This is a genomic window from Peribacillus glennii (genome assembly GCF_003429105.1).
Lineage (GTDB): Bacteria > Bacillota > Bacilli > Bacillales > DSM-1321 > Peribacillus > Peribacillus glennii.
This window is the reverse complement of the sequence record NZ_QVTD01000003.1, coordinates 367735-380752: the sequence shown is the minus strand read 5'-3', so window position 1 is coordinate 380752 and position 13018 is coordinate 367735. Positions and strand designations below refer to the sequence as shown.

The window sequence follows — 13018 nt, the reverse complement described above, 5'->3', positions numbered from 1 at the left end:
GGTTAGGAACCATAGCAAATGAAGTCATCAACTTCCATTATGATTCTTCTAATGCAAGGATTTAACCCAGTGTTTTTAATACCTGAGATTACCTTCAATCAATACAATAAATCCCCTTCCAGGCAGGCCAACTTAACGTCTAGCTGAAGGGGGACTTTAAATGGATGTTTAAATAATTTTATTACTCCCTCAGGTGAAGGCCGTCTCTAGCCATCTCTTGAAGGATTCCCTCTGCCTCCAGGGGAGAATGACCGAGCACTAGCCCAATCACGACTGATGCTTGATTTTGGCCGGGAAAATATTCTGCGTCCAATAAGCTCAGGGGCACAAATTGCTCTTTTCCCATGTATTTTTCTACAATTGGAAGAACGCTGTCGAAATCACATCTCCATTCAAGCGTACTAAGACGCATGATTTCTTTTCCGTATTTGTTTTTGATGTCGTTGTAGAGTAATAGGCCGCATGTTGAGGCATTGAAACGGACATTTAAATCAATAAAATAAAACTGACCGCCCCGTATAAGAACATCAAACCCGGCTACCCCAACATAACCTTTTTTTGCAGCTTGTTCCATAATCCCATAGCCTGTTTCGATAATTTCGGCCATGTCATCCTCGGCATCTACACTAATCCAGCTTCCGCGGAAACAGCCGTCCTTATTAACAAGCTGTTCGGATTTCCCCAGGAAACTGATCTCGCCATTGTTGTTCACCACATAATGTACCGATATATTCTTGTCATACTCGATATGCTCTTCTACGATAAGTCGCGATAAGTCGCCGAATGTCTCATCGATTTCATACAGCTGCTCTTCTTTATTGATAAAAAGTACCCCGCAGCCTCCTGAAGTAGGCCGGCCATCACCCGTTTTTAAAACAATCGGCAATTCCGGTTTTTCCTCCAGAACCTGTTCCAGGCTCATCAATCTCCGGGCCGGTATATGGTCAGCAGGAACAAGCTCAGGAATGCTTCGTTTATCACATAAATACGCCAGCACCTCTGGATCCACCCAATACAGATCAGGAGAAACTTCATCAGCAGGATGAGGATACTGGAAGATCAGTTTTTTATTTTTCTTCTTCAACTTAGTGAGGACTTGTATATATTCTTTATCGTTCCGATACGTATAACGGATGGAAGGTACATGTAGTCCGGCTTTCCTCAACAGGGCCAATGCCGGTTCAGTGGCGGCCCCCGCATGGCATACAACCGGGGTATCTCCGGCCACGCTTAATTCCCTGCCTGTCAATGCTTCCAGGTTCAGCATATCACTTGAAAAATGCTTATAATCTTTTGCATACAATTTCGGATTATAAGCAAACCTCCTTCCATAAATGTCTTCAATGGATTGCGAAGGACGAATGAGCCTCACCTGCTCTTCTTCCCTGGAAGAAACTTGAAGCGTTCTTGCTCCCATCATAATACCCCCTATAAAATTATGAATAAAAGACTATCATTTTGTTAAAAAACCTCAGGGCGTCTTTTTTGATAATATTTCCCGCTATTTTATTTATTGACATTTTCACTAGTTTTGAAACCATCGGAGAAAAATATTTTCCGCCATGATACAATGGGAGGGATGAAATGCAAGAGGGAAATCTTATGCAAGGTAATATTGGTTCAGCTTTGGAACTGCTATTTTTCTTTTTATAGTTTTATATTTTGTTATTAAATGGGCTGTTAAGAATGGGATAAACCAATCCGTGCTCTTTTCCGATCAAGATAGAAGAAAGAGATATATGGATGAACTGAAAAAATAGGTTTTGTACATAAGGAGAGAAAATAATTGGGTAAATATGGATGCGCATAATGTTGCCCGACTTTTCCGAAGTATTATAAGCAGGAGAGGATAATTATTGTTACCTAAAATAAACAAACGGCTGGAGAAAATGATGCCGCTGATAACACCTATAAGTGTAGTTCTTGGTGTGCTGCTTGCTGAATACCTTGAAAATTATTCATTCCTGATCCCATGGCTGTTCGCGTTTATGACATTTGCCGGCAGCCTCAGCTCAAATTTTGCGACCTTCAAGGAAGCGGTCACACATCCAAGGCCATTGATTTGGGCAGTCTTTATTTTGCATTTTGTGATGCCTGTATGGGCGTGGGGATTCGGCCATCTTTCCTTTAGCGGCGATACATATACGATCACAGGGCTTGTGCTGGCAATGGCGATACCGACTGGAATAACCAGTTTTGTGTGGGTTTCCATTTACCGCGGAAACATTGCCCTAACACTTTCCATCATCCTGATTGATACGATCCTCTCGCCGTTTATCGTTCCTGCTACATTGTCCTTTTTGGTGGGGCAGCATGTTGAAATGGATGTTTTAAAAATCATGAAGGGGCTGTTTTTGATGATCGTGATGCCTTCCCTTTTGGGAATGGCACTTAATCAAATGACAAATGGCAAAGTAATTACCGTGTTAAGTCCGGCGCTCGCTCCAGTTTCCAAAATCTCTATGGCGCTGGTAGTGATGATTAATGGTGCAGTAGTTGCCCCTTATATGGCAGAGGTCGACTTACAATTGATAAAGATTGCTCTGGCAGCTTTTTTGATCGCTTTTTCTGGTTACCTTTTCTCATTTCTTATTGGAAAGCTCATGAGGAATGATCAGGAGACCGTGATTGCTTTAACGTTTAGCGGAGGGATGCGGAATATTAGCTCAGGTGCCGTCCTGGCCGTTTCCTATTTTCCGGCTCCTGTAGCTGTGCCTGTTGTCATGGGCATGCTTTTTCAGCAGATCCTGGCTTCTTTTTACGGACTCATGCTTGACCGCCATTTCAACAAAAAGATAGTAGAAGAGGGGGAAACGGTTTAAAAGGGGAAGGAAGACTGGACTGTAACCCTTTATTTCTTGGGAAAGCGCAAAATTTGACATTTGACATCAAAAAATATCAAAATTCTTCCTTGGCCTACTGGGCCTTTTTTGCTAGTTATATTATTTATACGCTAAAGAAACAATTGTATATTTGACTAAAAACCTCGCTATAATATATCTTTGAAGACAAAATATTTTTTAATAGTAAGGAATTTCAACAAAAAGGCAGCTTCTGGATGAGGAAACTGCCTGTCAGGACATAACAATCTTATAGAAGGAAATATAACAAAGGTCTACTAATCAACCTAAAGAAGATTCTGGATCGCCCATTTGCTTGTTCAAGGCAGCATTCGCAACCTTTAGGCTTCTTTGAATATGAGCCTCCATTTTTTCTTGAGCCTTTGCAGGATCCCGTTCCTTTAACGCATGAAATATTTCTTCGTGGTCATTCACTAAAACAGCAAAGCTTTCGGAGCGCTCCTTCAATATGCAGTTTCGTATATAAAGAACCTTCGCGTTAATCACTTCAAACAATTGGATGAGCTGCTTATTTCGGGAGGCGAAAGCAATTGTATCATGGAATTTTTGATTTAAGCTTGTGAGTTCTTGTGTATCAGGCAATGCCAGGGCTTTTTTTGATTCCGTGATGATTTGTTCCAACTGGTCCAATTGTTCAGCTGCTATGTTTTGTGCTGCCAGTTTGGCAGATAGGGACTCCAGGCTTTTCCGGCATTCATAAATATCCAAAATATCCTGCGCTTCAGGGTCATAAACAAATAAACTGTTTTCTTTTTGTGCAAGCAGATCGTCTTTTGTGAGCATACGAAACGCTTCCCGCACTGTACCCCTGCTGACACCCAGGTTTTCTGCCACTTTTGTTTCTACCAGACGTTCACCAGGCTGATATTTTCCCTCCATAATCATTTCTTTTACTATATGATAAACCTGGCTATGGAGTGGTTCGGTTTTTTTAATCTCTCTCATAAAAATCCCCCTGCGATTCTTGCTTTCCATGATCACGTTCTTATTTCTTCAATATCAAGTGTACAATACTTCTATTTTATATCAAGCTTTTCATGCAATAAGGCAAAGGTCTTCCTTTTAAATTAAGAATAAAGGAAACAGTCTGAATTGTTTAGTGTTAACTGTTGACAGTTTACTTTCCGAAGGGTAATATAGTAAAAAATGAAACCGCTTACTGATGTTAATGACATTACATAAATATAAAAATTTATTTCAGGAGATGTTTTGCATGGGAAAAAGAGCGCTTGAAGGATTAAGAGTTTTGGAGATGGGACAATTAATTGCAGGACCATCCGCTTCCAGGCTATTGGGTGAATTCGGAGCGGAAATCATTAAGGTCGAGACTCCTGAAACCGGGGATCCGATCCGCAATTGGCGCGTTGTTGAAAACGGCACCAGCCTTTGGTGGTATGTACAGTCCCGAAATAAAAAATCGATCACTATCAATCTACGTGAGGCAGAAGGGCAGCAGTTGATTCGCGAATTGGTAAAAGAGATCGATATATTAATAGAAAATTTCCGTCCTGGAACCATGGAAAAGTGGGGATTGGGATACGAAGACTTGAAGGCGATCAATCCGGGATTGATCATGATCCGTGTGTCTGGATATGGACAAGATGGACCGTATCGGGATAAACCGGGGTTTGGTTCCATAGGGGAAGCCTTGGGCGGCCTTCGTTATATTACCGGTTATCCCGACCGTCCGCCAACACGCGTTGGCATTAGTATCGGGGACTCTCTATCAGCTCTTTATTCTGTGATTGGGGCATTGATGGCTGTATATCACAGGGATGTGAACAAAACCGGTGAAGGACAAGTAATTGACGTGGCATTATATGAATCTGTGTTTAGCATGATGGAAAGCACACTTCCTGAATTCGACCGGGCAGGATTGATCCGTGAAAGGACAGGAAGCACCCTGCCGGGAATCACGCCATCTAACACATATTTATGTGCGGATGGAAAGTATGTGGTCATCGGGGCGAATGGTGATGCGATTTTCAAGCGTCTCATGAACGCGATGGGCCGGGCAGATGCAGCAGAAGATCCTCGTTTTGAAAATAATTCAAAACGATCCGAGCATGCCGATTACCTTGACAATTTAATTGAAGACTGGACCAAGAGCATGCCTTTTGATGAAGTGATGAAGCACCTGGATGATGCAAAAGTTCCGGCAGGAGCGATCTACTCCATAGAAGATATTGTAAACGACCCGCATTACAATGCCCGCCATATGATCCAGGAAGTAGATGTGGAAGAGCTTGGGTCATTGAAAATGCCGGGAATCGTTCCAAAGATGAGTGAAACACCAGGCCAGATCGAATGGGCAGGCCCAAAATTAGGGCAGCACACGGAAGAGGTACTCTCTGACAAAATCAATTTATCTACCACTGACATACAGGAACTCAGGGAAAAAGGGATTATTTAAGAGAAGGGGTAATTAAGGATGGGAATGACGATGTCAGAAAAAATCCTTGCAAAGGCATCCGGGCAGGCAAATGTTAAAGCAGGGGATATAGTATGGGTTAAGGTGGATATTGCCATGATGCACGACCTTTTAGGACCATGGCTGGTAGATGGGGGATTTCGCCGATTAGGCGGGAAATTATTCGATAAAGAAAAGGTTGTTGTCGTTTCTGATCACTGTACGCCTCCCGCAACGGTCCAGCAGGCAGATATCCTTAAATTCACAAGGGATTGGTCCCGGAATCAAGAGCTTCCTTATTATTATGAGTTCGAAGGGCCATGCCATCAGGTAATTGTAGAACATGGGCATGTCCGTCCGGGGAGATTGATACTGGGGACTGATTCCCATACGTGCATGGCAGGAGGATTGGGGGCTTTTGCAACCGGCATTGGTTCTACGGAAATGATCGGTGTTTTATTGACAGGTGAAACATGGCTGAAGGTTCCGGAAACGATAAAAGTCGTTTGGGATGGTCAGCTTCCTCATGGAGTGTATGCAAAAGACATAGTGCTCAAAACGATAAAGGATATCGGACATGCGGGTGCAACGTACCAAACGATTGAATTTTCCGGAAGTGCGATCAGCGATTTATCGATGGATGAAAGATTGGTATTATCCAATATGGCAGTCGAAGCGGGAGCGAAAACCGGGTTGATTGAACCCGATCAAAAAGTTGTGGATTATTTGAGGTCAAAGGGAGTAACAGAAGAGATCGATATGATCTCCAGTGATGAGGATGCCATCTACTCCAGAGTCTTGTATTACAATGCTTCTGAATTGGAACCCCAGGTAGCCTGTCCACACGAAGTGGATAATGTTCATGCTGTGAGTTCAGTAGAAGGAAAGGCAGTTGACCAGGTTTATTTAGGTTCATGTACAAACGGCAGGATCAGTGACCTCAGGATTGCAGCACAAATCTTGAAAGGGAAGAAGATATCAAAAAACATTCGCTGCCTAGTTGTACCTGCATCACAGCATGTCTGGATGCAGGCCAACAAAGAAGGAATCCTGGACATTTTGACGGAGGCAGGATGCATTGTAAACATGCCTTCATGCGGGGCCTGCGGCGGTTTTACGAGCGGTGTCATCGGGGCCGGTGAAGTTGTCATGTCTTCGTCAAACCGGAACTTCCGGGGACGGATGGGAAGTCCTAAAGGAGAAGTTTATTTAGGTTCGCCTGCCGCTGTGGCTGCGACAGCGATCGAAGGGAAAATCACAGATCCTCGAAAGTATTTGCCTAAGGAGGTCATGGTTAATGTCATTCATCATTAGAGGACGAGTATGGAAATATGGGGACAACATCAACACTGATATCATTTCACCTGGCCAATATATGAGTTTGCCTGTCGAAAAACAGGCAGTGCATGCCATGGAAGCGATTGACCCGTCCTTTTCAGAAAAAGTCCAGCCGGGTGATATTTTGGTAGCCGGGAATAACTTTGGATCAGGATCCAGCCGGGAAACGGCACAGATGGTATTAAAATATCACCAGATTGGGGCCATAGTTGCAAATTCGTTCGCCCGCATTTTTTACCGCAACTCCATCAATGTTGGACTGCCGGTGGTTGAAATGGCGGACACATCTGTCATTACAGAAGGCGATGAGGTTGAAATCAACCTTTTGGAAGGTAAGATCATCAACCATACAAAAGGGACCGAGCATAAAGGAACCAAACTGCCTGAACACTTAATTGAAATGGTTAAACTTGGCGGCCTCGAGCCTTATCTTGCCAAGAAGCTGGGAATCTCTTAATTCGTTAAAGGAGCATGATGCATATGGATTTGCCCAAAAAGGTAGAAATCATAGAAGTCGGGCCAAGGGACGGTCTTCAAAATGAAGCCGATTTTATACCGACTGAAAAAAAGATTGAACTCATTAATGCTTTAAACAAAACCGGCATTAGACGAATGGAAGCCACTTCATTTGTTCACCCGGTTTATGTACCTCAAATGAAGGATGCCAAAGAAGTCCTGGAGGGTATGGAACAAGATCCTTCTATTCAGTATATGGCCTTGATTCCGAATGAAAAAGGTTATGAACGCGCGATCGAGAACGGGGTACGCGCACTTTCTCTCGTAGTTGGTGCAAGTGACAGCTTTAACTTGAAAAATGTAAAAATGACCAGGGAAGAATCCATCAATAAGTTTAATAGTGTCGTGGAAAAGGCAAAGGAAAACGGGATTTTCCTTCGTTATAATATCGCCACTTCATTCTGGTGTCCCTATGAGGGAAAGGTGGATTCCGAACTTGTACTGGACATGGTGAAACGAATTGACCGTTCAGGAGTGGATGAGATCGTAATCTGTGACACGATTGGCAAGGCAAACCCGGCCCAGGTGTTCGACTTGTTCAGCCGGATTTTTGAGGAATTGCAGCCTCAAGCGATGATTACTGCCCATTTCCATGATACATATGGCCTGGCACAGGCCAATGTTGTAGCAGCACTTCAAACAGGGGTAACAAGATTTGATACCTCCATCGGCGGTCTTGGCGGATGCCCGTTCGCTCTGGGAGCAGCAGGCAATGTCGCGACCGAGGATGTGGTTTTTATGCTCCACGAAATGGGGATTGACACAGGAATCGACCTTTTTTCACTCCATTCTTGTATAGAAGTCGTCAAACCGCTGACGAACAGGGATTTAACCGGACATTATCATAAAATCAACGTAAACCAACCACAAATGTAAACAGGGGGAATCAGAAATGAGTAAAAATTATCGAGTAGGCCTCATCGTACCAAGTTCGAATACCACAATGGAAACGGAAATTCCGGCAATGCTTCAATCAAGAATGCAAATTAAACCGGAAGAAACCTTTACATTCCACTCCGCACGTATGAGGATGATGCATGTAAACCCAGATGAATTGAAGAAGATGGATGTAGATAGTGACCGTTGCGCGGTGGAGCTTTCTGACGCTCGCTGTGATGTGCTGGCTTATGCATGTCTAGTAGCCATCATGTGCCAGGGTCCGGGATACCATCAAATTTCTGAAGAACGTTTAGGAAAGGTAACTGCGGACAATGGAGGGTCAGCTCCAATCGTAAGCAGTGCCGGGGCATTAATCGAAGGGCTCGAAACCATTGGAGCGAAAAAAGTTTCCATCATCACTCCGTATATGAAACCACTGACACAAACAGTAATTGAATATTTGAACGCTGCCGGCATTGAGGTCATTGATTCGATCAGCCTTGAAGTGGCGGATAACCTTGAAGTGGGCCGGCTTGACCCTGAAAACCTGATCGGGCATGCGGATCGTTTGAATATTGAAGGGGCAGACGCTGTTGTACTATCAGCTTGCGTGCAGATGCCATCCCTTCCTGCAATCCAAAAAGTCCAGGACCGTCTGGGGCTTCCAGTTCTGTCTGCCGGAGTAGCAACTGTTTATAAAATATTGAAAGAATTAAACCTTTCCACTGAGGTACCAAACGCAGGCCACTTGTTATCTGGGAAATTTTAAGAACCATAATAGGGAAGGAGTTCGAAACGTTGAAAAATATATATAAAATCGCCGTTATTGCAGGAGACGGAATCGGGCCAGAGGTAATCAGCGAGGGGATAAAAGTGCTGGACAAAGCGGCAGAACTGGACGGTTCATTTGAATTTGAATTCACTCACTTCCCATGGGGCTGTGAATATTATTTGAAACACGGCCAGATGATGCCGGTTGACGGTTTGGACCAGCTTCGCTCCTTCGATGCCATCTATCTGGGTGCAGTCGGGTATCCGGGAGTTCCTGACCATATTTCGCTTTGGGACTTACTATTGAAAATCCGCAAGGGCTTCCATCAGTATGTGAACCTGCGCCCGATCACATTATTGGAAGGAGCTCCATGCCCTCTGAATGATGTACCGCGCGAACAAATCGATATGCTGGTCATCCGGGAAAACAGCGAGGGAGAATATGCCGGCGCAGGGGACTGGCTGTTCAAGGGACAGCCTCATGAAGTCGTGTTGCAAACAGGCATATTTTCCCGGGTAGGGACGGAACGGATTATCAGGTATGCGTTTGAAGAAGCCCGCAAACAGGGGAAATCCCTGACAAGCATTAGCAAAGGAAACGCATTGAATTACTCCATGGTCTTTTGGGATCAAGTGTTTGATGAAGTGGCGAAAGAGTATCCTGATGTTGAAACAAATTCCTATCTGGTTGATGCGGCAGCCATGTTTTTTGTCAAGCAGCCATGGCGTTTTGAAATCGTTGTGACGTCCAATCTGTTCGGTGATATCATTACCGATTTAGGGGCGGCCATTGCCGGCGGGTTAGGGCTTGCAGCAGGAGCCAACATCAACCCGGAACGGGAATACCCATCGATGTTTGAACCGATTCACGGCTCTGCACCCGATATCGCGGGGAAAGGCATTGCAAATCCATTGGCTTCCATCTGGTCAGCAAGCCAAATGCTGGATTTCTTCGGCCATGAGGATTGGGGAAAAAGAGTATTGGCTGCAATGGAACAAGTAATGGTTGAAGGGAACACGCTGACGCCTGACATGGGCGGAACCGCAAACACAAAAGAAGTCGGGGATGCCGTTGCAGAAAAAACACAGGTCATCCATGCCACTGAAATAGGTGTTATACCGATTACTCCTGCAACGCTTTAAACCACAGGGGGTCAGACCCCCTGTGCGGTAACGCGTTAATCCGTCGGGGGTCTGACCCCCAGCGCGGTGATGGGTTAAATTATCTACTTCAAGGAAAGGGGGAGAGGCTTGTGGGTTACATACTGAAAGGGTCGAAAGAGTATACACGGGCAAGCCTTGCACTGTTCCTTGGAGGGTTTGTCACTTTTTCTATCCTGTATACAACGCAGCCATTACTACCGGTTTTCGCGAAAGAATTTCATGTTTCCGCGCCTTTTGCTAGTTTAACATTGTCTTTATCTACAGGGTTGCTTGCGATATCAATGCTGGTTTCGGCGGCATTGTCAGATGCGATGGGCAAAAAGAAGATCATGGTGCTTTCCATGTTCTTCACCTCTTTTCTTGCCATATTAACGGCGTTAAGCCCAAACTTTATTACGCTCCTGATACTTCGCGCACTTCTGGGTATTTTCATAGCCGGAGTACCTTCAATTTCCATGGCTTATATTGGAGAAGAATTTCATCCAAAAGGCATCGCCAGGATTATGGGACTTTACATCAGCGGCACAACGATCGGCGGCATGGCGGGAAGAATCTTAATAGGTCTGCTGTCCGACATTTTCTCATGGAGAATCGCGTTAACGGCTGTGGGTGGATTGACGCTTATTTTCAGTGTTCTCTTTTTGTTTGCCCTTCCCAAATCAAGGCATACCGTAATAAAACCGTTGGACTGGAAGTCTGTGGGGCACTCCTATAAAACCCACATCATGAATAAGCAACTGCTAGCATTATTTTTGCTTGCATTTTTGCTTATGGGAAGTTTTGTAACTCTGTATAACTATATCGGATTCCTGCTTGTTGATCCGCCCTACGGGTTAAGCCAAACCCTTGTCGGTTTCATTTTCATTGTTTATATCTGTGGAACATACAGTTCTGTTTACATGGGAAAAAAAGCAGATGAATACGGCTACACCTTGATTTTGAAACTGTCTATTGCCATTATGCTGGCGGGTGCGCTTATCACCTTAGTTCCTTCCTTAATTGGCAAAATAGCAGGATTGTCTATTTTCACATTCGGTTTCTTTGCAAGCCATTCGATAGCCAGTTCCTTGGTAGGGGAACTTGCAGGGGAAAATAAAGCGCAAGCGTCATCCTTGTATCTTCTTTTTTATTACCTGGGATCGAGCCTAATCGGATCATTTGGGGGATATTTCTGGATTCATTTTCAATGGTATGGAGTCATTTCTCTCATTCTGGTTCTTTTATTTATTGGCTATCCCCTTGTTCTGGCAGCGTCAAAAAGGGTGGGCAGGGTACGCGGTTTCATTGACTCTAAGTTTTAAGAAACTCTATTATTTTTTTGTTGTAAACTGTTGACAGTAAACGAAAGAAATTTTATAGTATAAAAGACAGAAAATTTATAAAGTTCAATTATTGATAGGGGGAATTTAACAACTTAATAAGCTTTAACCTACTAACTACCTTGATCAGTCAGCAAGTTACATAGAGATTATTAAGGACTGACTTCTGAACCTGGGAGAATACGTAGATCATTTAAAAGAGGCTTTTTTAAAGAAATTGCAATAATACTTATGATTATCAACTTTTCGAAACCTTTTGTTCAGACTTTCCAGCAGTCCCAAAATCCACGTCCCTATTTTTCGTAAATTGATAGGGGGAAAAGGGATTTTTTTTAAAAGAACTATGTAAGCGCTTTAGAGAAACATGCAACTTCAGGCTATCTACGCAACCGGTGCACTGGTCGCCAAACACATTTTAGAACAATTTAAATCAGGAGGCGAAATCTATGAGTTTGGAAATAATTACTCTTATTGTCCTTTTAGCTATGTTCATCATTGGTTCGGTTATTTCGGTGAATATGGGCGTTTTAGGTATTGTGGCAGCTTTTATCGTTGGTACTTATGTGAGCGGGTTGTCCCTTGATGACCTTTACGCGGCTTTTCCGGTCGACATGTTCATTCTTTTGGCAGGGGTCACGTATTTATTCGCGATTGCCTTAAACAACGGGACTCTCGACATGATCATTTCAGGCGGGCTTAAATTGGTAAAAGGGAATGTGGGGCTCCTTCCGTGGGTGTTGTTTTTCTTAAGCGCCCTGTTATCCGCAGTGGGAGCTTCGACTGTCGCTGTTGGCCCGATCTTATTCCCGATCGCGCTGCGTTTGGCTTATCAGCACAAAATCAATCCTATTCTGATGGGTACTTTGATATCAACAGGAATGTATGCAGGCTCCTTCTCGCCGCTAAATATCTTTGGTTTGGTTGTAAACGGTATCATGGAATCTGAAAAGATCCCTCATTCACCAATCATGCTTTTTATCAACTGTTTTATTTTCTACGTTTTAATTTCATTGGTTGTCTTCTTTGCATTCGGGGGGCTAAGGTTGCTTAAACACCGAACCGGTGCCGAATTGCAAATGGCGGCTGCCACAGAAGGCGGAGCTGGCGCGGTAAATGCAAAAACTGAAAATAATGAATCAACCTGGTATAAAATCGCTACGCTGTTTGGAATCGGTCTCCTTATTACATTAGCTATCGGATTCGATATGAATATGGGCTTCGGCGCATTGATGATCGGGCTTGTATTGGCATTGATGGCTCCTAAAAACCAGGCGGATATCATCAAGCAAATGCCTTGGGGCGTAATGTTAATGGTAACGGGGATTATGACGTATGTAGGAGTTATGGAAAAAGTAGGGACCATGGAATTCATGACTGACCAAATTGCAAGCATCGGCAACCCTGTACTTGCATCCCTGATGGCATCATATGTTGGAGGGGTTATATCGGCTTTTGCTTCTACAACAGGATTTCTGGCAGCCGTTATCCCGCTTTCGGCTCCAATCCTGCAAGATCCAACCATGTCAGCGATCGGTGTAGTATCAGCACTGTCCATTGCGGCGAGTGTTGTTGATATCAGTCCTTTCTCCACAAACGGAGCGCTGATCATGGCAAACGTACAAGGTGTGAATGAACGTTTATTCTTCAGGAAGCTCTTGATGATTGCAGGCCTTTTCATCGCTCTTGGGCCGGGTCTCGCATGGCTCTTATTCGTACTAATTGGAACACCATGGTAAAATAAGGATAAACAGTAGTGTTCT

At 44.0% G+C, this 13018-nt stretch carries 11 protein-coding genes and 1 pseudogene; 10 read left to right on the top strand and 2 right to left on the bottom strand.

Annotated features, from left to right (window positions below; genetic code table 11):
* Nucleotides 1-181: 181 nt before the first annotated feature.
* Nucleotides 182-1420 carry an ATP-grasp domain-containing protein gene (locus D0466_RS03450; RefSeq protein WP_117321156.1) on the bottom strand — a complete coding sequence of 413 codons (1239 nt, stop codon included), beginning with the start codon at nucleotides 1418-1420 and terminating at the stop codon, nucleotides 182-184.
* Between the two features lie 214 nt (nucleotides 1421-1634).
* On the opposite strand from D0466_RS03450, the pseudogene D0466_RS23560 reads away from it, so the two are divergent.
* Nucleotides 1635-1760, top strand: a pseudogene (locus D0466_RS23560) (DUF6019 family protein); the annotation flags it as partial.
* A gap of 96 nt (nucleotides 1761-1856) precedes the next feature.
* Complete coding sequence (locus D0466_RS03445) at nucleotides 1857-2822, top strand: bile acid:sodium symporter family protein (protein WP_117321155.1); 966 nt, start codon at nucleotides 1857-1859, stop codon at nucleotides 2820-2822.
* A 300-nt stretch (nucleotides 2823-3122) separates the two neighbouring features.
* On the opposite strand, the gene D0466_RS03440 is transcribed toward D0466_RS03445, so the two are convergent.
* Nucleotides 3123-3806 (bottom strand): GntR family transcriptional regulator, encoded by a 684-nt coding sequence (locus D0466_RS03440; RefSeq protein ID WP_158555800.1) that lies wholly within the window; start codon nucleotides 3804-3806, stop codon nucleotides 3123-3125.
* Nucleotides 3807-4074: 268 nt separating this feature from the next.
* Here D0466_RS03440 and D0466_RS03435 point away from each other — a divergent pair, with 268 nt between their 5' ends.
* From D0466_RS03435 to D0466_RS03400, 8 genes are all read left to right on the top strand, one after another.
* On the top strand, nucleotides 4075-5274 hold the full coding sequence (locus D0466_RS03435) for a CaiB/BaiF CoA transferase family protein (protein WP_117321153.1): 1200 nt from the start codon (nucleotides 4075-4077) through the stop codon (nucleotides 5272-5274).
* A 30-nt stretch (nucleotides 5275-5304) separates the two neighbouring features.
* The gene (locus tag D0466_RS03430) at nucleotides 5305-6585 is read left to right on the top strand and encodes a 3-isopropylmalate dehydratase large subunit (RefSeq protein ID WP_199484498.1); all 1281 of its coding nucleotides are present in this window, start codon (nucleotides 5305-5307) and stop codon (nucleotides 6583-6585) included.
* Complete coding sequence (locus D0466_RS03425; protein ID WP_117321151.1) at nucleotides 6569-7066, top strand: LeuD/DmdB family oxidoreductase small subunit; 498 nt, start codon at nucleotides 6569-6571, stop codon at nucleotides 7064-7066. Before D0466_RS03430 ends, D0466_RS03425 begins: the two co-directional genes overlap by 17 nt.
* A 23-nt stretch (nucleotides 7067-7089) precedes the next feature.
* Nucleotides 7090-8001: a hydroxymethylglutaryl-CoA lyase gene (locus D0466_RS03420; protein ID WP_117321150.1), complete on the top strand. Its 912-nt coding sequence runs from the start codon at nucleotides 7090-7092 to the stop codon at nucleotides 7999-8001.
* A 16-nt stretch (nucleotides 8002-8017) separates the two neighbouring features.
* Complete coding sequence (locus D0466_RS03415) at nucleotides 8018-8773, top strand: maleate cis-trans isomerase family protein (protein WP_117321149.1); 756 nt, start codon at nucleotides 8018-8020, stop codon at nucleotides 8771-8773.
* Nucleotides 8774-8802: 29 nt separating this feature from the next.
* Nucleotides 8803-9918 (top strand): tartrate dehydrogenase, encoded by a 1116-nt coding sequence (locus D0466_RS03410; RefSeq protein WP_117321148.1) that lies wholly within the window; start codon nucleotides 8803-8805, stop codon nucleotides 9916-9918.
* A 110-nt stretch (nucleotides 9919-10028) separates the two neighbouring features.
* Complete coding sequence (locus D0466_RS03405) at nucleotides 10029-11240, top strand: MFS transporter (RefSeq protein ID WP_117321147.1); 1212 nt, start codon at nucleotides 10029-10031, stop codon at nucleotides 11238-11240.
* 464 nt (nucleotides 11241-11704) lie between these two features.
* Nucleotides 11705-12994, top strand: coding sequence for an SLC13 family permease (locus D0466_RS03400; protein WP_117321146.1), 1290 nt, complete (start codon nucleotides 11705-11707; stop codon nucleotides 12992-12994).
* Nucleotides 12995-13018: the final 24 nt, after the last annotated feature.